Below are 19,553 nucleotides of genomic sequence, written 5' to 3'. Positions count from 1 at the left end.
CAGGCTTTTTTTGATTCCGGCTTGCTCTACCCAGTAAGCCTCAGTATGCTGTTTGCGTAAGTAACGTTGCAGGGGGCTACATGAATTACAGGGTCGTTTTGCTGAGTGTGTTCTCGATAGCTTTTTCTGCCGCCGTTCATGCGGACACCGCATTGCCTCAGGAGCACCCGCTGGTGGGCTTGTGGCGAATCAATCTGCCTGAACAAAACTGCGCTGAAATCTACGACATTCGTACCGATGGCACCACCCAAATTCTGAGCGGCGGGCAGGTGGTGCAAACCCGGTATGACATCAGCTTGCGGCCAAATGCGCAGGGCTTCTACACTTGGGTCGACACGGTGGTGCAGGTGAACGACCAACCCGATTGCATGGGTCACAAAGTGCCGAATGGCAATGTGGCGACCAATTACATCGTGATGCATGCCACGGGCTCCAAATTCATGATGTGCCAGAAGGCTGAGCTTGACACCTGCTTTGGTCCTTTTTTGAAAGAGGCAGGTATCTAGGGTTTACCAAGCAAGTGTGTCAGCAAGGTTCTCAACTTGGCCGCACTCAGTGGTTTGTGAACCAATGGGAATCCTGATGACCGAGCCTCGCGAATGCGGTCGGGCTCGGTGTCACCGGTCAGAATGGCGGCGGGCACTGTGCCCCAGCGGGCCTGAATGGCTTTAATGGCCTGAACACCCGTTTCATCGTGTCGAAGGCGATAGTCGGCCACGATCACATCGGGTACAAATCCACTCATCTGCATCAGTTCGAGTGCTTCCTGTGCGGATTCAGCGGTAACCGCGGCGCAGTCCCAACGTTCCAGCATTTCGGCAACACCCACTCTCAAATTCGGATCGTCATCGATAAACAGCACAGTTTTGTCTCGCAACCCCTGGTTTGGGCTTGGCTGTACAAGTTGGTCGGGTGTTTCGGTTTGAGTTTTTCCGAGGGGTACCGTGACTGAAAACACAGAGCCGCGACCCACAGTGGAATTCAGCCTGATGGGGTGTCCCAGCAAACCCGCCAGGCTGCTGGCAATGTACAAACCCAGGCCTAGTCCTTTCTCGCGATCTCGCTCGGGGTTGTCCAGTTGCACGAATTCCTTGAAAACCTTTTCGCGTGCCTTGTCTGGAATTCCGATGCCTGTGTCATGAACCTCAATCCGGACATCGCTTTCCTGTCTTCGGCACCCAATCAACACACTTCCAGCTGGCGTGTATTTGATCGCGTTGGACACAAAGTTGCGCAGTATTCGTTCAAGCAAATTGGGGTCGCTATGCACACAAAGCCTGCTTCCTACAAAACGAATGGAAATACCCTTGCGGTCTGCTTGGGCACAAAAATCGGTGTGAAGCACATCAAAAATCGATTGAATCGGAAAATGTTTTTTGTCCGGAGTAATTGCCGCAGCATCAATTTTCGAAAAATCGAGCAGGGCATTCAATAAGGTCTCAAGTCCTCGACCGGCAGCACGAATACGGTTCAGCATCACGGTGGCCGGCGTGTCCTTGAGATCTTGATCAAGTACATCGACAAACAGTTCAATGGCCTGCACTGGTTGCCGAAGGTCATGGCTTGCTGCGGCCAAAAACCGTGTTTTGGCCAGGCTTGCCTGCTCAACAGCCTCTTTTTGATGGGTCAGTGCCACCACAAGGTCGGCGTTTTGGAACCGCAGTCGCATGGTTTCAAGCAAGTTTCCCTGCAAGTTGCGGCCATACAGAATATTCACCAACATGAAGGTGAGTGAAAGGGTGCCAAGAACGATGTGAAAACCATCCAGCTCGGCGAAGCAGCGCAAGGCGAACGGGCTTACAGCAGGCACTGCAAAGGCAATGTAAGCTGGAAGGTGGCAGCTGTGGGATGAAACCGCACCCGCAGTCATGCCGCCCAAAACAATGACCAGCGTCATGAGCACCAGTGGCGTGTCTTCAAAAAACAGAACACCCATGCTTCCCCACAGCAGTCCTGCCAACGCGGTGAGTGCTGTAGCCACGTGTATCCAGCGATTGGCGTCATAATCGGTGCCCAGTCGCATAAAGTATTGACGAATTTTCCAGCGTGCAAGGCACAACAGGTAGACCAGCGCCGTCCAACCAAGAAGTACGGAATGCGCAACTTCATTCCAAAGAATCACGGCGACGCCCGTGGCAGAAACCAGGCTTCCAATCAGCACGAATGGCAGGTGTTCAAAAAGCAGGCGTGTCTGTTCTTTAAGAATGAGTGGTTTGTACTGATCGTCGCTGATGTTCAACGCGGCGGTCACAGCAAACCCTTGCGTTTGGCCAATATGGCTGCTTCGGTTCTTGATTTCGCGCCCAAGGCTCGAAATACGCTGGCCACGTGGCAACGCACTGTGTTCTCGCTCATGCACAGTGTGCGTCCAATTTCCTTGTTGGAATGTCCTTCACACAACTGGGCCAACACCTCGATCTGCCGCGGCGTGAGGTGATAGGTTTGATCCAGCCGAATGCCATCTCCTTGTGAGTTGCTGATCTCAGGGGGTATGTGGTGTTCGCCGTTGATCACTTTTCTGAGACCATTCAGCATGTCTTCCGCGCTGCCGGATTTCGAGACAAAGCCTTGGGCGCCACTGCGTATTCCCTCTGCAATTGCGCGTTGGTCTGCAACGCCGGAAATCAAGGTGATTGGGCTGGTGGGGAAAGCCCCCTTTAATGCATGCAGACCCTCCAGTCCTTGAAGGCCTGGTAACTGCATGTCCAGTAAAACAAGATCAAATTCGGTGATTTGCTTGGCGATTTCTATTGCATCCTGAACAGTACCGCATTCGTGAATGTCAACAGTTTGGTCAAGCCTCAGTAATATGTGGCGTAACCCTTCGCGAAACAGCAAATGATCGTCAACAACAAGTAATTTCATGCGGTGAGTTCGATTTTTTTTGATGGTGACAAATTCAGGTACCTTGCGCAACTGAAATCGTCTCGTCCTTATGGACGAGACTTTGTCTTGATGCACAATTGCAAGACAATCGCTTTAAACAGGACACTTCCATGCCTCACATTGCCTTGTTGGCCCAGCAAACCAAAGCAGTACAGGTTCGTAATATTTTCTGCATCGGCCGAAATTATGCTGCGCACATTGCCGAGTTGGGCAATCGCCCCGAAGAAGATCCGGTGGTGTTTATCAAACCCACCTCGGCTTTGCATACGCCGGGAACACCCATTGTTTTGCCTGCGCATTCCGGCGATGTTCACTACGAGGCCGAGTTGGTGTTGCTGGTGGGGCAAGGCGGGAAAAATATTGCCGAGGACAAGGCATTGAAACACATTGCTGGCTATGGCCTGGGCTTGGACTTGACTGCGCGAGACCTGCAAACCAAAGCCAAGCAGGGCGGCTTGCCCTGGGCTGTGGCCAAGGGTTTTGACTGTGCGGCCACAGTGACGCAGTTTGTGCCCGCTGAACACATTGAACGCCCGCACAATATTGAGTTTCAAATGCATTTGAACGGGCAAATTCGCCAACATGGCGATGTCCGAAAAATGCTGTTTCCCATTCCGTTTATCGTGCGTTATTTAAGCCAGGTGTTTACCTTGCAGGAAGGTGATCTTGTTTTCACCGGAACTCCCGAGGGTGTTGGGGCTCTAAAAAGCGGCGATCAACTTCGTTTGGTGCTTCCAGGTTTGATTGATACTGAATTCAAAGTGAGTTGATTCAATGAAAAATTTTCGAACGAATTATTGGCTGGGCGCTTTGCTGGTGGCTTGCTCGGGCGTGATCGCGGCTTGCGGTGACAAGCCGGCTGATGTGGCTCAGCAAGGAGACAGTTTCGTCGAGGTGTGGAAAACGCCCACCTGTGGTTGTTGCTCGGAGTGGGTTGAGCACCTGGAGGAGAACGGCTTCACCGTGAAGGTGAATGATGTTCAAAACACGGACTCTTTCAGGGCGGCTTTGGGCATGCCACAGCAGTACGGGAGTTGCCACAGTGCCAAAGTGGCAGGCTATGCCATCGAGGGTCATGTGCCCGCTGACGATATCAAGAAATTGTTGACCGAAAAGCCCGCCAATGTGGTGGGCCTGTCGGTGCCAGCCATGCCCATGGGTTCTCCTGGCATGGAACACCCTGATTACCCCAGCAAACGGGCTGAATACAATGTGTTGCTGGTGAGCAAACAGGGTGAAATCAGCTCATTTACACATTATGAGGCTCGCCCTTAGCACCCCGCTTGCGTTTGAATGCCAGCAAGCAGAGTGCCAACGCCGTCAGCCCCGGCAGTGTGGTTGAGCCACCTCCCCCTGAAGCACTGTCCGCGTTTACTGTGTTTCCTGAACCTTCGTTGGGGGTTACTACCACAGGTGTTCCAGTGTCAGAGTCGGAAAGCTGAAGCTCACCTGCCAGTGCCTGAAATTGAAAATCGGTCAGCTGTAGTTGGGTAGGGCCAACATGAATCAATTCCAGAGTGGCCAAATGCTCAAAATCAACGCCTTGAAAGCTGGCCAGCGGCAGGCGAATCATGTTCAACAAGGTTTTCGCACCTTCGGTGTTCAGCGGGTCTCCAGGCGGCAAATACAGAGCGTTTGAATAGCTGGCGACATCGACTACAGTGCTTTGTCCAAAGGTGTCGGTGAGCATGGCACGCATGTTGGGAGCCGTTGTCAGCGGATTGTTCTCGGCAGCCTTCACTGGTACGCCAACCCTGAATGTCAGGCTGTCATAAGGGGTCACGTCCAGATCATTCAGCTGGGTTTTGAAGCGTGATTCACTGTTGTCAGATTCCAGATAAAGCTGGCCACTGGTGGCCCAGGTGCGCAGGCTTGGACAGCCAGTCGAGTTCACGGTGCCCGATTCATTGCGGGTTGAGCAAAACTCAAAACGATCCGTGTCACTGGTGCTGTTTGCGCCGCCCAGCTGGTTGCTTGTCAATGAGGTGGCAGTGGCTGTGTTGTCAATTTCAAGGCGTTGTTCCTTGGGGGTTTGTATGGTCAAGTGCACACGTTCATCACACCGTTGCCCCGCGTTGGCCGAACCCACAGGGCAGGCGTCTGCAGGCAGGCTGGCCATGCCTGACCAGTAGGGCGAGAATTGCGTTTCATTGCCCAAGAAAAGACGAAAGAAAGAAGACATCAAGAATTCGCCATGTCGACGTTGGTCAATCGGGCTGTCACGTCCACTCGTTTCAGCAGCACTGTCGCACCAAGAGTCACTGTTGGAATAATCATCCCCAGACCATGTGGTGTTGTAGAAATTGTGGTTTGCGCCCATTGTGACGAGTTGAAACTTTCGACTGGGTGTGGTTTCCTCCAGATTGCGGCTTTCGTCATACATGAATGCACCTTGCAGGTTGGAAACATCCCCGTCGCAATAGGGCAGTAATACCGCAAAAGTGGCGTTGGGCGCGGTGATGATGTCGAAGTTGGTCGGGGCCAGGGCAAACACAGCGCTGATATTGTGTGGCTGGTTGAATGCGCTGCCAGCTGGCGTTACTTCACCTACTTCCAGCGTGGGGCCACGTGCCTGGTTCACACTGAGTGAATGCGTTACGCCTTGCCCGCCGCGGGAATGGCCCATCAGGCCCACCTTGCCCATGTCGATTTTGCCCCGCAAACTGGCCAGCAGGTAGGGTTCGTCCAGTTTGCTGTAAAAGCCCGTCCGGTTGATTTCTCGCAGAATATCGAGGTGGTGCAAAATTAATTCGGATCGTGCCTGAACCCCTGCATCTCCAGCCAGGTCTTTGTCGTTCACATCGTTGGCATTGATGGATACCACCACATATCCGTGTGCAGCCAAATTTCTGGCCATGTAATCGTAGCCTTTGTAGCTGTCCACCGATTTCACCACGTTCAGTGGTTGGCCGAGTACGCTGGGCAGTTCAAGATCGCATTCGCCAGTACTCAAAAATTCGGTTCCCAAATAGCTGCAGGTTACGTGGCGGCCATGCAAATAAAGCACCACTGGAAAGGGTCCATCTCCGTCCAGTGGGTAGCGCACCAGTGCATTCACGTCTGCGTTGTAAGCAATGCCTTCGGGGTCGGTGACGATGATCTGTGAAGATCGATAATCCAGGGGTTCTGAAACACGTGCTGCTCCGGCTTGGTTGCGCACGCTGGGTGAGATGTCCTGCTGTTGCAAATTGCTGCTTGCTGCACCAAATGCAATCAGCCCACCCAGTGCAAAGGGCAAAACAAGTGCGCAGGAGAGAAAGAATCGTGTAGGTTTATTACTTAGCATTGCACCAACTCCAATCAAAAGTAATCAAGTTGCCGTCGGTAAGACTTGGCATGAATCAGATTTACTTTTGTTGCAGTGCAAAACCTGTGCCCTGTTGTTAGGTGTGAACCTCTATAAAGTCAAGCACTAGGCCCCGCGAATGTCGCTGGGGCTTTTGCCAAACCAGCGTTTGCAGGCCCGGCTAAAGGCTGATGCGTCAGAGAAACCCAGGTCGAGTGCAATTGCGGTGAGCGAATCCTGACTTTGCTTCAGGCGACGCGTGGCCTCGGTTTGCCTGATTTCGTCCACAATGCTTGCCAGGTTGGTGCCTTCGTCGGCCAGCTTGCGTTGCAGGTTTCGGGCACTCATATTCATGTACGACGCAGCTTCTTCAATACTGGGTGCGCCTTGCGGCAAATGGTTGACTGCCCAAGCGCGTATTTTTTTGCTCACACTGCTGGCGGGTTTTAGTCTTTCAATGGCCGCTTGGCTGGCTTGGTCCAGGTGCTCGGCGATCAAGGGGTTGGCGCCTTTCAGCCGGGTACGCACCATGGCAAGTTCGTAAACAATGCGCATGGTGTTGCTGCCAAACTTCAGCGGCGCTGCAAAACTTTTTTCAAAAAATTCCAGATTGCGCACCTGCGGCGCCGGGCGGCTTAGTTCAACCCGTTGTGGCACCAGGCTGGGGTCGCCCAAGCCTTTGCCTGCATTGGCCAGCAAACACAAAAATCCGTCGGTCGACTGGTGGGCAGGGTGTGCGCCCTCCCTTAATTTCAACTCAACAATAAATTCATCGTGAGTACTCAAAAGCTCAATCTCGCTGGCGTCGGTCACAAGGTCCACGAACCGGCGCATTCGGCCAAAAGCCTGTTCCAGGGTTTCGCTGGCCATGACGCTTAAGCCCACGGCATGAAAGGTGGCAGGGGTAATGTGCCGAATGGCCTTGATGCCCAAGGTTTCGTCGCCAGTGGCAGCCACTGCTTTTTGCCACAGCAGGGTTGTTTGGGGTACGGGGTAGCGCGCTTCAGGTGCGTCCAGCAGGGCAAAGTCCAGCCCGGCCTCGTTGAACAAGGCGCGTGCATCACAGCCTTGGTGTTCAAGTTCGCGGGCAAGGCCACGCATCCAACTGGCCAGGGCCGTTGGGGTGTTGCTGGTAGGGTTGGACGCTTTGTTGTTCATTGCTTCTTTATTTTGGCGCCGAAGGTCATAAGCTTGGCGTTTCAGAACAAGCTTTACTGCGCAACCCCAAGCATACTTCAATCACCAAAAGCCAAATCATAAAGAGGCAAGAGTATGTCAAGTTTGAGTGAAAAGCTGATGAGTCAGTCGGCCAAAGCCGAAGGTGGTTCACGAATCAAGCAGAACAGTATCAATGCGCTGGATCAAAAACGCATTGCTGCCATTAAAACTGCGGTGCTCGCTGAAGGCGATAGAATTCGCGCCAAATACCCGATTTTGAAGCATCAGGACGCAATTGGCATGACCATTTTGCTGCTGTCCATGGCGGGTGCGGTGTTGACTGGTTGGGCTTACCTGGAAGGCGTGCTGGCCTGGTACGTGACCATTCCGGTGATCGCCATTTTCCTGAGCTTTACGCATGAGCTGGAACATGACCTGATTCACTACATGTATTTCCGCAAGAACAAGTTCATGCACAACCTGATGATGGCCCTGGTGTGGATTTGCCGCCCCAGCACCATCAATCCTTGGGCACGTCGCCACCTGCACCTGCACCACCACAAGCATTCCGGCACAGAAACCGATCTGGAAGAGCGCGCCATTACCAACGGCGAGCGTTTTACGCCCCTGCGTTTGTTGATGATGTTCGATCTGGAATTGAGCGTGGTGCTGCGTATTTTCAAGATTCCCAAAAACCGTCGCATGAAAGCGTTGATGATGGGTGCTGCCGGCAACTTCCCCTTGGCCTCTGCTTTCTACATTGGATGGCACGCTTATGTGGCTTACTGGGCAGTGGAAGCTGCAGCCTGGGCAGTAGGTTACAGCGTGCCTTGGCCCGCGTTTGTAACACCTGAGCTGGTGGCCACCGCCAATACTGTGGCTGTGCTGATTTTTGCACCCAACCTGTTGCGTTCATTCAGCATCAACTTCATCAGTTCGAACATGCATTACTTCGGCGACATTGAAGACGGCAACTTTGTGCAGCAGTGTCAAGTCTTGAACAGCAAGTGGTTCATCATTCCCCACCTGTTCTGTTTCAACTTCGGTTCAACACACGGCATTCATCACTTTGTAGTGCGTGATCCGTTCTACATTCGTCAAATGACCGCCAAGAAGGCGCACGAAGTGATGCGTGCGAACGGTGTGCGGTTCAATGACCTGGGCACCTTCAAGCGGGCTAATCGCTGGTCAGCCAAGGAGCAGGGTCAACAGGAGGCAGGATACCAGGCCGCTTAAGAGCCTGTTGATCCAAAACCGCTCTTTGCTAGAGAGAGGGCGGCGTAGTTCTAGTGTCATTGGCTGAATTCTTCAATGGGGCAGCCTACTCCGTCGACACGAAGGGCGCTTTTCGAAAGGAAAGCGCTCTTTTTTTGTCGTTGAAATTCAGGATGTTGGAGTTCTTAAGCCTTCCATCTTATAATGGGGAGTTTTTCGTTTGTATTTGCAGGTGTAGCGGAAATGCCTATTTATGCGTATCGCTGTGAAGCGTGTGGCTTCGAAAAAGACGTGTTGCAAAAACTGAGCGATGCCCCTTTGACCCAGTGTCCAAGTTGTGGGCAGGCCAGCTTTGCAAAGCAGGTAACTGCGGCGGGCTTTCAATTGAAAGGCTCGGGTTGGTATGTCACTGATTTCCGGGGCGGTGGCGGTGCATCGTCGGCCGCTGGTTCGACTGCTTCGTCCACTTCGGAAAAGCCGGCAGCAGGTGCAGCCACTGTGGCGCCAAGCGCAAGCCCACCTTCAACCACGGCGCCAAGTACCGATGCCAGCTAAGTCTACAGCCAAGTCATCGGCCAAGTTGCCTGAACGGGTCTTGAACTCGGACATCATCAAGAAATACCTGCTGACGGGTTTGTTGATCTGGGTGCCTTTGGGTATCACCTTGTGGGTATTGGCCTTGGTGGTGGGTTTGATGGACCAAACCCTGATGTTGTTGCCCGATGCGCTGCACCCCCGGGTGTGGCTGGGTGTGCATATTCCCGGGCTGGGTGTTATTTTGACCCTTGCTGTGTTGTTGGGCACGGGGGTGTTGGCGGCCAATTATTTCGGGGCTTGGTTATTCAAGGCCGGTGACTGGGTGCTGTCACGCATTCCCTTGTTCAAAATTGTGTACAACAGCGTCAAGCAGGTGTCCGATACGCTGTTAAGCTCATCTGGCAAAGCGTTCACACGTTCGGTGTTGGTGCCCTATCCACACCCCGGGGTGTGGGCCTTGGGTTTTGTGACCGGAACCCCGCCGCCCAGCTTGCTGGAAAACCTGAATGATCAGGGTCCGCTGGTGTCGGTTTACGTGCCCACATCGCCTAGCCCTGCCTCGGGATACGTGATCATGGTTCCAGAGAAATTATTGCGTCCGTCCGGTTTGTCTGTGGACGAGGCCTTGAAGTACATTGTGTCCTTGGGGGTGGTGACACCTTCTGATGACGTGTTGGATCAACCCATTAAACAAGACTTACATTCATGAAAATGCGTACTGACTATTGTGGCAATGTGTCACAGGCCTACTTGGGCCAAACCATTGCCCTGTGCGGCTGGGTGCAACGTCGCCGTGACCACGGTGGTGTTATTTTTATCGACCTTCGCGACCGAGAAGGTTTGGTGCAGGTGGTGTGCGACCCCGACCTGGCCGATGTATTTGCTACCGCCGAAACCTTGCGCAATGAGTTTTGCGTGCGTGTGGAAGGCCTGGTGCGTGCCCGCCCATCGGGTACTGAAAACAGCAACCTGAAAAGCGGTGCTGTGGAAGTACTGTGCAAGGGGCTTGAAATTCTGAATGCCTCGGTCACACCCCCTTTCCAGCTGGATGATGAAAACCTGTCTGAAACCACACGCCTGACTCACCGGGTTCTGGATTTGCGTCGCCCGCAAATGCAGAAAAACCTGATGTTGCGTTACAAAGTGGCCATGGCCATTCGTAACCACCTGGACGCACAGGGTTTTGTGGACATTGAAACCCCCATGCTGACCAAGAGCACACCTGAAGGTGCGCGCGATTACCTGGTGCCCTCTCGTGTACATGCCGGCGAGTTTTTTGCCTTGCCGCAGTCGCCTCAACTGTTCAAGCAAATGCTGATGGTGGCCGGTTACGACCGTTATTACCAAATCACCAAGTGTTTCCGCGACGAAGACTTGCGCGCCGATCGTCAGCCTGAATTCACTCAGGTGGACATTGAAACCTCCTTCCTTGGCGAGCAGGAGATTCGTGATCTGTTCGAGGACATGATCCGTAAGGTGTTCAAGCAAACCATGGATGTGGAATTGCAGAACCCCTTCCCTGTAATGCCCTACAGCGAGGCCATGGCACGCTTTGGTTCAGACAAACCCGACCTGCGCGTGAAAATGGAATTCACCGAACTGACCGACATCATGAAAGATGTGGATTTCAAGGTGTTCTCTGGCCCAGCCAATATGGACAATGGCCGCGTGGTGGCGCTGCGTGTACCCGGCGGTGCTGAAATTCCGCGTTCGGAAATTGACAACTACACCAAGTTTGTCGGCATTTATGGTGCCAAAGGTCTGGCCTGGATCAAGGTTAACGAACTGGCCAAGGGCCGTGACGGTTTGCAATCGCCCATCGTGAAGAACATTCACGACACTGCCCTGAATGAACTGCTCAAGCGCAGCGGTGCAGCTGATGGCGACATTCTGTTCTTCGGTGCCGACAAGGCCAAAGTGGTGAACGACGCCATGGGCGCGTTGCGCCTGAAGATCGGCCACAGCGAATTTGGTCAGAAAGCCGGTTTGGTGCAAGGCAAGTGGGAACCGCTGTGGGTGATCGACTTCCCGATGTTTGAACTGGACGAGGAAGCCGGTCGCTGGGTGGCCTGCCACCATCCCTTTACCAGCCCCAAAGACGGCCATGAAGACTACCTGACCACCGACCCCGGCAAGTGCATTGCCAAGGCCTACGACATGGTGCTCAACGGTTGGGAACTGGGCGGTGGCTCGGTGCGTATTCACAAGGAAAAAGTACAAAGCAAGGTGTTCCGTGCCTTGAACATTTCTGAAGAAGAAGCGGCTGCCAAGTTTGGTTTCTTGTTGGATGCCTTGCAGTATGGCGCACCACCCCACGGTGGTTTGGCTTTTGGTTTGGATCGCATTGTGACCATGATGAGTGGTGCCGAGAGTATTCGTGATGTAATTGCTTTCCCGAAAACACAGCGTGCGCAGTGCTTGTTGACCCAAGCGCCAAGCCCTGTGGACGAAAAGCAGTTGCGTGAATTGCATATTCGTTTGCGTCAGACCGAACCCAAAAACGTCGCTTGACCACCCAGGGCAGCGCAGTTTTGAGCGGTCATAAAATCCCCGTATCGGTGCTGGTCGTGATGGTCAGTCCGGCCGGGGATTTTCTATTGATTGAACGGGCAGACAAAGCCGGTTATTGGCAATCGGTGACTGGGAGCCTTGATTTTCCGGATGAATTGCCATTGCATGCTGCGGTGCGTGAGCTGGCCGAAGAAACCGGTTTCGCGGCCTCGCCCGTACAGTCCCCTACCGTGATGCAGTCCAGCCTTGGCGATTTGCTCCAAACGGGCGTGCTGCGACCTTGGCCGCACAGCTTGCAGTACGAAATTTTTGAGCATTGGCGTCATCGTTACCCGCCGGGTGTAACCCACAACACCGAGCATTGGTTTGTGGCGTGTGTGCCCGCCGATTTTATTCCCCAACTGGCTGCCGATGAGCATGTCGGGTATGCCTGGTTGAGTGCGCAAGAAGCAGCAGGGCGGTGTTTTTCTCCCAACAACGCACAAGCTATTCTTGATTTGAGCTTAAGGCTTCAGGCCCCGTCGGCTTGAAAATACAAAGGGGCCGCAAAGGGCCCCTTTTTTCATATACGGTATATATCTGCTGCTGGAAACGGTTTTAAACTGCTTTAGAAAGTTCAATATTTACGATTTGAGTATAGGGGTAACCCTAATTGGGGGGCAATACCCAGTGTTTGTGACATGACTTGAATTGACTTGGTAAATTACCGATCTATTTTCTAGGTATTGCATGTAATGCGACTTCGAATTGCGACCTACAACATTCACAAGGGGGTGATGGGCCTGCGCAAGCCTTCCCTGACCATTCATGCCCTGCGCGAACAAATCCACGCCATGAATGCGGACCTGGTATTTTTACAGGAGGTGCAGGGTCGGCACGACCGCCATGCCGGCAAGTTTGAACACTGGCCAGAAGGTGGGCAACACGAGTTTTTGGCCCAGTCTCCCTCTGCGATTGACGACCTGTTGGGCCATGCCAGCCAACAGTACTTTACAGCCTACGGCATGAATGCGGTGTACTCACACGGGCACCATGGCAATGCTTTGTTGTCACGCTATGAAATTGAATGGATGCTGAATCAGGATGTTTCAGACCATCGGCTTGAACAACGGGGTTTATTGCATTGCTGCGTGAAAACGCCTGCGGGTCCCATTCATGCCATGGTGGCGCATTTTGGTTTGCTCTACCGCAGCCGTGTGCGGCAGGCCAGCAAACTGATTGAGCATGTGGGTACGCATGTACCTGCCGGCATGCCCTTGGTGGTTGCGGGCGATTTCAACGACTGGCAGCGCCGCTTGGGGCCAATTTTGCAGCAAGGCTTGAAGGCTGAGGAAGTCATGCCCCTGGACAAGAAAAATCGCCTGGCCCGTGTGGGTAGCTTTCCAAGCAGGTTTCCAGTGCTGGGGCTTGACCGCGTATTTGCACGTGGTTTTAAGGTTCATGAGGCCACGGTGCTTCATGGGCCTGCTTGGGCCAAGCTGTCCGACCATGCGCCATTCGTGGTCGACCTGGAGTGTGCATGGTGTTGAACCTGTTGCCAGCGGCTGCACCTGAGCGGGAGGGCAATGCAGTTGAGTTGCTGGTGGGTGGGGAGCAGCTGTTTCCCCGCGCAATGGACGCCATTGAGCAAGCCAGGCATGCCGTGCGCATCGAAACCTATATTTTTGCAAACGACTCAATTGGCGAAGCATTTTGTGAGGCGATGTGCCGTGCTGCAGCACGCGGGGTGAATGTGCGCCTGGTGCTGGATGGTTTTGGTGGACAGGAAGGCGTACGCACATGGGTGCCCACTTTGCAGCAGCATGGCGTGCATGTGCGGGTGTTTCGGCCTGAGGGCGTGTTGTTCAAGCTGAACCCGAAACGGCTTCGCCGCATGCACCGGAAAATTATTGCCGTCGATCACGACATTGCTTTTGTGGGCGGCATTAACCTGATTGATGACCTTAACCATGAAGGTGAACGCGATGAGCTGCTGAAAGCCACAGAGCGGGCACAACAAAAACGGGAGCCTATTTGGGGTGCTTCAGGTGGCATGCGTGAACAGGCCATGGTGGTGAACACCGATTTGTTGGATCAAAAAACATTGGGGCCACGCTACGACTTTGCCGTGCAGTTGCAAGGCCCGGTGGTGCAGGATGTGTGGCACAACATGGAGTGGTTGTGGTTACAAATTGGCCCCGGTGGTCGGGTGACAGATACTTTTAGTTCGGTTTGGTGGAAGGAAAGGGTTGAACAGTTGCAAGAGGCCATGGCCCGCCAGCGTTCAACACCCAAACCAAAACCGGTGGGCAAGGTGAAAGCCCAACTGGCGGTGCGTGACAACTTCCGTTTGCGCAGGCGTATTGAACGCGCTTACGTGCAGGCCATTGGCAATGCGCAACGTTCGATCATTCTGAGCAATGCCTATTTTTTGCCGGGCCGTAAAATACGCAAAGCCTTGTTGGCAGCGCGTGGTCGCGGTGTGCATGTTCAACTGCTGTTGCAAGGGCGGGTGGAGTATCGTTTTCAGCATTACGCCACGCAAAGTTTGTATTCCAGTTTGTTGGCGGCCGGCGTTGATATTTATGAATACTTGCCCAGTTTTTTGCATGCCAAAGTGGCGGTGGTGGATTCCAATTGGGCCACTGTGGGTTCGTCCAACCTGGACCCCTTGAGTTGCCTGTTTGCTCGTGAAGCGAATGTGATTGTTTACAACCGCGAGTTTGCAAGTGCGCTGCGCGAAGAGCTACAAAAATCCATTCAGACAGACAGCCGCGAAATTCAAGCCCATGAACACGCACAGCGACCTTTGAAAGAAAGGGTGTTCAGTTGGCTGTGTTATAAATTAATGCTCTTGGCTGTTTTTCTGGGTGGTTTTGGCAGCCGGTATTAGTGCATGTTCTTGAAGGTTGTGCAGCATGGATTTGGTGGTGAGTCGCCCTGAAGGTTTGTATTGCCCACCGGGCGATTTTTACATCGACCCGTGGCGCAAGGTAGACCGCGCAATCATTACCCATGCGCATGCTGACCATGCCCGTGTTGGCCACAACCACTACCTGTGTGCTGCGCCCGGCGAAGGTGTGTTACGTACCCGCTTGGGCAATATTTCTCTGGACACCTTGCCTTATGGCACAAGCACCGTTCACAACGGCGTGAAAATTTCTCTGCACCCGGCGGGTCACGTGTTGGGGTCTTGTCAAATTCGGCTGGAGTACCAAGGCCAGGTGTGGGTGGCCAGCGGCGATTACAAGGTGGCTCCCGATTTAACTTGCGATGCATTCGAACCGGTGAAATGCCACACCTTCATCACAGAGTCTACCTTTGGTTTGCCCATTTACCGCTGGCGCAGCGACGCTGAAATTTACGCCGAGATCAATGCCTGGTGGGCTGCCAATGCAGCACAAGGCAAAGCCAGCGTGTTGTACGGCTATTCATTTGGCAAGGCGCAGCGAATACTCGCGGGTGTTGATTCAAGTATTGGCCCCATTGTATGCCACAGTGCTTGCGAAGGCCTGAACAAGGCCTATCGCGATGCGGGTGTGAAGTTGCCAGAAACGTTGACCGTGAGCGAGGTACTCGATAAATCCACTTACAAAACCTGCCTTGCCATTGCGCCGCCTGCTGCCCAAGGCGCAGCCTGGATGAAGCGATTTGGCAATGCGTATTCCGATGCATTTGCCTCGGGCTGGATGCAGTTGCGTGGCGGGCGCAGGCGGCGCAATGTAGACCGGGGTTTTGTGATGTCCGACCACGCCGACTGGCCCGGCCTGATGCGTGCAATCGGCGCTACTGGTGCGGAACAGGTGATTGTGACTCACGGGTATGTTCAGGTGATGGTGCGCTGGCTGCAAGAACAGGGATTGAATGCCCGCGCCTTCGTGACTGAGTATGGTGGCGAAGGAGAAGGCGAGCAGGAGCCTGCCGCATGAAGCAGTTTGCAGAATTGTTCGCTGAACTGGATGGCTCTACCTCAACTTTGCACAAGGTGCAGGCTTTGCGGCATTACTTTGAACATGCGCCCGCTGAGGACGCCGCTTGGGCTGTGTACTTCTTGTCTGGCGGCAAACCCAAACGCACCGTGCCCACACGCACACTGCGCGAAGTGGCCTTGCAGGTGAGTGGTTTGCCCGATTGGTTGTTTGAAGAAAGTTACCAGGCCGTGGGTGATTTGGCCGAGACCATTGCGCATGTGTTACCGATTACACCTGCGCTTGCCAGCCAGTCGCAGGGCTTGGCCTGGTGGATGCAACACCGTATTTTGCCTCTGCGAAATCTGCCGGATGAAGAACGTATTCCCGCCGTACAAGCGTGCTGGAGTGAACTGACTGCCACGGAGCGTTTTTTGTTCGTAAAACTAGTGGGTGGAGGTTTTCGGGTAGGAGTATCCAAGTTGTTGGTGACCCGCGCATTGTCTGAATTGGCCGGGTTGGATGCCAAACTGGTGGCCACCCGCATGATGGGTTTTGCCGACGCAAGCAATCAACCCACCGCCGAGCAGTTCAGCGCCTTGTTGGCTGCACCAGACGACAGCGACACAGGGCAGGACCCGGGCCGTTTGGGGCAGCCCTTGCCGTTTTTTCTGGCGCATCCTTTGCAGGAGGAACCCGAAAAGCTGGGAGCACTTGAAGACTGGTTGGTGGAATGGAAATACGACGGTATCCGGGCCCAAGTGGTGAAAGAGGGCGGACAGGTGTGGGTGTGGTCGCGCGGTGAAGAGTTGGTGAGTGAGCAGTTTCCCGAGTTGCAGGCCGCATTTGCACACTGGCCTGAAGGCAGTATTCTGGACGGTGAAATTTTAGTTTGGCAAGGCGATGCGCCGGCTGGCTTCAATGCCTTGCAAGGTCGTTTGAACCGCAAAGTGGTCAGCAAAAAATTGATGGCCGATGCGCCGGTTGTTTTTTTGGCTTATGACCTGCTTCGGCTTCATGGCGACAATATGGTGAATCTTTTTCAGCGTGAACGTCGAACTGCGCTGGAGAAATTTTATGCTTCACACCATGAACAAAGTACTGTGAATGCCATGCCGCGTTTGTTGTTGTCGCAAAGTGTGAAAGCACACAACTGGGATGCATTGAAGCTGTTGCGCGAAGAAAGCCGTGGGCGAGGTGTGGAAGGTTTCATGTTGAAGCACCTGGAGTCCAAATACGGAGTTGGGCGCACCAAGGCCGATGGCTTGTGGTGGAAATGGAAAATTGATCCAATGACCGTGGACTGCGTGTTGGTGTATGCTCAGCGGGGCCATGGCCGCCGCGCAAGCCTGTACACCGATTACACCTTTGCCGTGTGGGAAACACCGCCCGCCTCGGAGGCGCAAGCGCAAGAGGTGGCACAGGCGATTGCGAACGGTGAGAAAGTGGAAGACACCGTGGCCCGTGGTTTGCCCCGTTTGGTGCCGTTTGCCAAGGCTTACTCTGGCCTGACCGATGAAGAATTCAAGGAAGTGGATCGAGTTATTCGCAAACACACTGTGGACAAGTTTGGGCCGGTTCGCACTGTGGTGCCAGTGTTGGTTTTCGAACTTGGTTTCGAAGCAATTTCCCGCTCCACTCGCCACAAAAGCGGAGTGGCCGTTCGTTTTCCACGTATGCTGCGCATTCGCCACGATAAACCTTTGCATGAAGCCGATCACCTTGCCGTGCTCGAAGCTTTGTTGCCCCCGGAGAATGCAGTTTGAATCCCGAAAACAGTCGCTTGCTCGGCATTGATTTTTCCAGTAGCCCCACCAAGAAAAAGCCGATTGCTGTGGCTGTGGGCCACTGGCAAGGCGCTGTGCTGGCGGTTGATGAACTGATGTCGCTGACCACGCTGGGCGAGTTTGAAACCTTGTTGAAAGAGGGGCCGCAGGCGTTTGGAAAATTCGAGCGCGCAGCAGGGCCTTTGGAACAGTTGGGGTTTGTGGCGGCGATTGACATGCCGTTTGGTTTGTCGCGCAAACTGGTCGAAGGTTTGAAGTGGCCTGGTGCCGGGCGTACCGACTTCAAGGCTTGGGAAAGCCTGATCAATTACTACAGTGCGCTAAGCCGTGAGCAAATTCGCGCCACTTTCAAAGCGTGGTGTGACGCAAGGCCTGCCGGGCACAAATTTGCGCACCGCGAGTGCGATGGTCCTGCGGGCTCCTCGCCTTCGATGAAGTGGGTGAACCCGCCGGTGGCCTACATGCTGCACGCCGGCGCACCGTTGTTGATGAAAACAGGCGTTCATATTCCTGGCATGCAGCGTGGCGACTCTACACGCGTGGCCTTGGAGGCCTACCCCGGCTACTTGGCTCGCAAGGTGTTGAACCGGGCCAGCTACAAAAGCGACGACCCGAAAAAAGACACTGCGGACCGCCGCATGGCCCGCTCCGAGTTGTTGTGTGCACTGGAGGAGGGCATGTTGTTTGGCATCAAGGTGCAGGTGAGGCCTTATTTGCGTGCGAAGTTGCTTGACGATGTCAAAGCCGATCACCTGGATGCAGTGTTGTGTTGCTTGGTCGCTGGGTGGGCAGCAAAACGTGCGGATTCCAATTTCGGTTTGCCCAAGCTGATCGACCCTGTGGAAGGCTGGATCGCGGGTGTGACGCCCTAAGTGCCCTTGCCTGGCAATTCAATGCACACCAGCAAACCGTTTGGCGCGCAGTTTCGTGCGTCAAGCACCCCATTCACACGCTGAATCGACTTCTTGGCAATGGCCAAACCCAGACCATGGCCTGAGTGTTCCCCGTGCTTGAAAAATGGTGTGAACAGTTTGGGCAGCAGCGCGGCGGGCACACCCGGCCCTTGATCCTTGATTTCAATGCGCAGCTGTTTTTCCTGAAGCGAGCAATCGATGCTCACGGCCGTGTTGGCAGGTGTGTGCTTGATCGCATTGCGAATGATATTGTCGAATGCGCCTTGCAGGCTTTCGGCATCGCAATTCAAACGCCAAAGTTTTATCCGGCTGTTGAACACCACTTGTTTGTTCTGTTGTTCGGCTTCAAATTGTGCGTCATCCACTACGGCCAGCAGCAATTCAATCACATTGTGTTCGCGGTTGCTTTCCGGGTTTTGCCTGGAGTCGAGTCGAGACAGGTTCAGCAGTTGTCCAATCAGGTTGTCCAGTCTTTCCGCCTCGGTTTCGATGCGACTCAAGCTGGTATCCAGCTGTGCGGGGTTTTGGCGGGCAAGGCCCACAGCCAGATTCAGACGTGCCAATGGCGAGCGCAGTTCATGCGACACATCGTGCAACAGGGCTTTTTGTTGTTCAATGCGGGTTTCAATTTCTTCCGCCATGTGGTCAAAGCCGCTGAGCAGTTCACCAATTTCATCACTGCGTTTTTTGCCGGTTTTGTGGCTGTTTGAAATGCGCACACCCAAGCGGCCCTTGCCCGCTTCCCTGAACGCATTTTTCAAAGTGTTCAGTGGTCTGCTGAATGTGTAGGCCAGCACGCCCGCAAACAACAGGCTGGCCAGAAATGCAGCAAACAGCCCGGCACCCGGTACGGGTGGAAGTGGCGGTTCAAGCGCCTCGCGTTGCTTGCGTTTTTCACTGTGAGTTTGTTCAGGTTCGCCAGTGTTGGGATTGGCTGTGTTTGCTGGTTCCAGATGGCGACGATTGCGTGGAATGAAAAGAATCCATTGCGACTGGTCCTGCGCAGTTACTTTCAAAATACCTTGCTCGGTTGATTCATTGTTGTTGAACAAGGCGGTAATCCGTTGCTGAATGTTCTCAGGCACCTCGCGGCTTAAAATTTCCTGGCCCTCGCTCGACACGGCAAACACCGGTATGGCATTGCCGGTTCGTTGGCGATTGCGGTCCAGCAGGTCCCGCAGGGCATCTGGCCCTTTGCCTTCGAGTACTTCCTGAATGGTTTCAAGCATGAATTGCGCGCGTGGGCCTTCAGCAAGGTCGCTGCTGGCAGGCTTTTCCCGCATCAGGTACAGTGCGGTGCCCGTGGCAACAGCCGCAGCAATCAGGCACAACCAAAAACCAAAGAAGAATTTCCAGAACAACTTGCCCATGA

18 protein-coding genes are annotated in these 19,553 nt (G+C 53.9%); 13 read left to right on the top strand and 5 right to left on the bottom strand.

Features of this window, described 5'->3' with window-relative positions; genetic code table 11:
• Window positions 1-80 precede the first annotated feature (80 nt).
• On the top strand, window positions 81-506 hold the full coding sequence (locus B4C79_RS07810; RefSeq protein WP_171097450.1) for a hypothetical protein: 426 nt from the start codon (window positions 81-83) through the stop codon (window positions 504-506).
• Here the strand turns inward: B4C79_RS07810 and B4C79_RS07805 are convergent.
• Together B4C79_RS07805 and B4C79_RS07800 are read right to left on the bottom strand one after the other, a co-directional pair.
• Window positions 503-2,359 (bottom strand): ATP-binding response regulator, encoded by a 1,857-nt coding sequence (locus B4C79_RS07805; protein ID WP_291751426.1) that lies wholly within the window; start codon window positions 2,357-2,359, stop codon window positions 503-505. The two genes, B4C79_RS07810 and B4C79_RS07805, sit on opposite strands and share 4 nt — an antisense overlap.
• Window positions 2,248-2,865: a response regulator gene (locus B4C79_RS07800; protein ID WP_171097453.1), complete on the bottom strand. Its 618-nt coding sequence runs from the start codon at window positions 2,863-2,865 to the stop codon at window positions 2,248-2,250. Before B4C79_RS07800 ends, B4C79_RS07805 begins: the two co-directional genes overlap by 112 nt.
• Before the next feature lie 131 nt (window positions 2,866-2,996).
• Between B4C79_RS07800 and B4C79_RS07795 the strand changes: the two genes are divergently transcribed.
• A complete protein-coding gene (locus tag B4C79_RS07795) occupies window positions 2,997-3,656 on the top strand; it encodes a fumarylacetoacetate hydrolase family protein (protein WP_171097455.1) in 660 nt (219 codons plus the stop codon).
• Between the two features lie 4 nt (window positions 3,657-3,660).
• Window positions 3,661-4,161: a DUF411 domain-containing protein gene (locus B4C79_RS07790; RefSeq protein WP_171097456.1), complete on the top strand. Its 501-nt coding sequence runs from the start codon at window positions 3,661-3,663 to the stop codon at window positions 4,159-4,161.
• Here B4C79_RS07790 and B4C79_RS07785 read toward each other — a convergent pair.
• Window positions 4,136-6,172 carry a hypothetical protein gene (locus B4C79_RS07785; protein ID WP_291743268.1) on the bottom strand — a complete coding sequence of 679 codons (2,037 nt, stop codon included), beginning with the start codon at window positions 6,170-6,172 and terminating at the stop codon, window positions 4,136-4,138. The two genes, B4C79_RS07790 and B4C79_RS07785, sit on opposite strands and share 26 nt — an antisense overlap.
• A 126-nt stretch (window positions 6,173-6,298) precedes the next feature.
• Window positions 6,299-7,330, bottom strand: a complete 1,032-nt coding sequence (locus B4C79_RS07780; protein WP_291743265.1) for an AraC family transcriptional regulator — start codon at window positions 7,328-7,330, stop codon at window positions 6,299-6,301.
• Between the two features lie 114 nt (window positions 7,331-7,444).
• On the opposite strand from B4C79_RS07780, the gene B4C79_RS07775 reads away from it, so the two are divergent.
• The 10 genes from B4C79_RS07775 (at window position 7,445) to B4C79_RS07730 (ending at window position 18,139) form a co-directional block, all read left to right on the top strand.
• A complete protein-coding gene (locus tag B4C79_RS07775) occupies window positions 7,445-8,566 on the top strand; it encodes a fatty acid desaturase (protein ID WP_291751424.1) in 1,122 nt (373 codons plus the stop codon).
• A gap of 222 nt (window positions 8,567-8,788) precedes the next feature.
• Window positions 8,789-9,100, top strand: a complete 312-nt coding sequence (locus B4C79_RS07770) for an FmdB family zinc ribbon protein (protein ID WP_171097464.1) — start codon at window positions 8,789-8,791, stop codon at window positions 9,098-9,100.
• Window positions 9,090-9,791 carry a DUF502 domain-containing protein gene (locus tag B4C79_RS07765; protein WP_008249509.1) on the top strand — a complete coding sequence of 234 codons (702 nt, stop codon included), beginning with the start codon at window positions 9,090-9,092 and terminating at the stop codon, window positions 9,789-9,791. The genes B4C79_RS07770 and B4C79_RS07765 overlap by 11 nt, the downstream gene beginning before the upstream one ends.
• Complete coding sequence (gene aspS / locus B4C79_RS07760) at window positions 9,788-11,593, top strand: aspartate--tRNA ligase (protein ID WP_291751421.1); 1,806 nt, start codon at window positions 9,788-9,790, stop codon at window positions 11,591-11,593. Before B4C79_RS07765 ends, aspS begins: the two co-directional genes overlap by 4 nt.
• Before the next feature lie 20 nt (window positions 11,594-11,613).
• A complete protein-coding gene (gene nudB, locus B4C79_RS07755; protein ID WP_291751418.1) occupies window positions 11,614-12,123 on the top strand; it encodes a dihydroneopterin triphosphate diphosphatase in 510 nt (169 codons plus the stop codon).
• Window positions 12,124-12,327: 204 nt separating this feature from the next.
• Entirely contained in the window at window positions 12,328-13,122 is a 795-nt protein-coding gene (locus tag B4C79_RS07750; protein ID WP_291739385.1) for an endonuclease/exonuclease/phosphatase family protein, read from the top strand.
• Window positions 13,113-14,465 (top strand): phospholipase D-like domain-containing protein, encoded by a 1,353-nt coding sequence (locus tag B4C79_RS07745; RefSeq protein WP_291739386.1) that lies wholly within the window; start codon window positions 13,113-13,115, stop codon window positions 14,463-14,465. Before B4C79_RS07750 ends, B4C79_RS07745 begins: the two co-directional genes overlap by 10 nt.
• 25 nt (window positions 14,466-14,490) lie before the next feature.
• Complete coding sequence (locus tag B4C79_RS07740; RefSeq protein WP_291739387.1) at window positions 14,491-15,501, top strand: ligase-associated DNA damage response exonuclease; 1,011 nt, start codon at window positions 14,491-14,493, stop codon at window positions 15,499-15,501.
• Complete coding sequence (locus B4C79_RS07735; protein WP_291751416.1) at window positions 15,498-17,246, top strand: cisplatin damage response ATP-dependent DNA ligase; 1,749 nt, start codon at window positions 15,498-15,500, stop codon at window positions 17,244-17,246. The genes B4C79_RS07740 and B4C79_RS07735 overlap by 4 nt, the downstream gene beginning before the upstream one ends.
• The gene (locus B4C79_RS07730; protein ID WP_171097482.1) at window positions 17,243-18,139 is read left to right on the top strand and encodes a DUF429 domain-containing protein; all 897 of its coding nucleotides are present in this window, start codon (window positions 17,243-17,245) and stop codon (window positions 18,137-18,139) included. Before B4C79_RS07735 ends, B4C79_RS07730 begins: the two co-directional genes overlap by 4 nt.
• Here the strand turns inward: B4C79_RS07730 and B4C79_RS07725 are convergent.
• A complete protein-coding gene (locus B4C79_RS07725) occupies window positions 18,136-19,551 on the bottom strand; it encodes a HAMP domain-containing sensor histidine kinase (protein ID WP_171097484.1) in 1,416 nt (471 codons plus the stop codon). The genes B4C79_RS07730 and B4C79_RS07725 overlap by 4 nt on opposite strands.
• Window positions 19,552-19,553: the final 2 nt, after the last annotated feature.

The organism is Limnobacter sp. UBA7229 (genome assembly GCF_002473065.1).
GTDB lineage: Bacteria > Pseudomonadota > Gammaproteobacteria > Burkholderiales > Burkholderiaceae_B > Limnobacter > Limnobacter profundi.
This window is presented reverse-complemented; position numbering and strand designations above follow the sequence as displayed.